Here is a 1727-nt window from a genome sequence, read left to right as displayed (position 1 = left end):
AAATAAGACTTCCCTATATTGGCAGGCATAAAGTCAATTAAAATAAGAAATATCAATGAAAAGATAGCTCCACCGACAAACCAAAATTTTTTATAGGCTAAATAAAATCCAGTGTTTTCAAAGCATTTTTTTTTATATAAGGCAATAGTAGCAAACATACTAAATAAGAGTGAATTCCAAATAATGGATAAAACAGCCCTTGTCGATTTAGATAATGGGAAATGCTCTCCCGACATGTCCCCCCAATTGTGTTGTCCGAGCGGGAAAACATCGAAGCGATATCCGCAAAGTTGTAAAAACAAGATGAAAGCAATTATTTTTGCCGTCCAAGACAAGTATGTCGAATAATTAAACTTTTTTTTAAAAATCACGATACGATACCTCTTATGAAATAACATTTCACCTCTTGATAACCGCAAATTAACAGTGCGGCACTGTGAGTAAAATTATCCACAATGCCGCTATTGATTATTTATATTCTAATTTGCAACAGGCGCGAAGGTAAGCGGCTGCACTCTAGTCCAACTGCCGGAATAATTTTTGAGTAAACCCGGCCTGAAAGTACCATTAAGAATCTGGTTTACATGTCCTGCCCCGTTAATATATTTAATTCCTGGCATGGTCAGAACTCCGCTAGAACTGAGTTTTGCCGGTGAAAATGAAGGCGTAGTTGTAGCCGTGAAATCGCCAACGCGCTGCCAAATATTTGAGCTTATCCACTTAAAAGTGCCAGTAAAAATTTTACCGTCATACTTTGCGATACGGGGCACTTTTAATATTCTGGTACGGCTATCATAGCTTGGCATTTGACCGTAATAAACCCTTATTGCTAATTGGTCTTTGGGGCTTAAATCGGTCCTACCCGCATAGTTAGACCGACAGTAGTTCATCACCGAAGTAAGGTCATAGTCTGTAAATAACGTATTGCCCTTTGTAGTAAAAGAGCCTTGAGGTAGTGGAAGTGGATCTGGATCATCTGCGTGGCAAAGGGGATTCAATATCGGAATCGGCAAATAGGGATCATCAGATCGGTTCTGTTCGTGGGCTAAACCTAAAATATGACCAAATTCGTGAATCGCTGTCGATTGGATACATGCACCTAAGCTTATTGCAGGAAAGTTAAATCTACACTGAGTCCATATTTGCGGTACTCCAGTTCCAGTCGTCAGCCTAAAATTTAGCCGCATCACGCCAACTTTACCATTTCCTTGGGTGCCAAGGGCTGCGCGTGGGCCATTGAAATTATCAACGGTAATTCTGATGCCATTGAAAATTAATGGTGACAATGGGCATTGTCCCCAACCGGTAAATCTTGCCAATGAATACTTCTGCCATGTATTGACAATTGCACTTGTGACGTTGGCTCTTTCCGCGACAGTAGATTGCGAGAATTTCTCCCAACATACTGGAATATTGTAGGTTTTGGTGGTCGGGCTGTAAGACCAAAGCACGGTATCCAAAAAATATGCCTTCGCCGTCGGCGTTGCACTAACAGGCGGGTTAACCGCCGCCTGAGCGGAAGCCGTTAGTAACATAATGAGCAGAGTACAAAGTTTATACCTTATAGTCATGAGGGTATCCTCTAAGTTGAGTTGAGTTGATTTTTATTTGTGCAAAACAAACCTCTAGGAGACCTTTGCACGACCTCAAGCCCCAAAATGGGTAAAATAAGCCTTTATTCAAGTTCGAGCAATAGCCTATGTCCTGGAAGAACCTAGCCCAAACCA

2 protein-coding genes are annotated in these 1727 nt (G+C 41.2%); both read right to left on the bottom strand.

Annotated features, from left to right (window positions below; genetic code table 11):
• Positions 1-371, bottom strand: a 371-nt coding sequence (locus tag ABL924_RS18340; protein ID WP_349028538.1) for a hypothetical protein, incomplete at its 3' end; no start/stop codon positions are given.
• A gap of 108 nt (positions 372-479) precedes the next feature.
• A complete protein-coding gene (locus ABL924_RS18335; RefSeq protein WP_349028537.1) occupies positions 480-1571 on the bottom strand; it encodes a M12 family metallopeptidase in 1092 nt (363 codons plus the stop codon).
• Positions 1572-1727: the final 156 nt, after the last annotated feature.

The organism is Methyloglobulus sp. (assembly GCF_040079455.1).
In the GTDB taxonomy this organism is placed as follows: domain Bacteria; phylum Pseudomonadota; class Gammaproteobacteria; order Methylococcales; family Methylomonadaceae; genus Methyloglobulus.
This window is presented reverse-complemented; position numbering and strand designations above follow the sequence as displayed.

Excerpts from the sequence above, each read along its gene's own strand:
- ABL924_RS18335 (WP_349028537.1), bottom strand. The coding sequence starts at position 1,571 with ATGACTATAAGGTATAAACTTTGTACTCTGCTCATTATGTTACTAACG.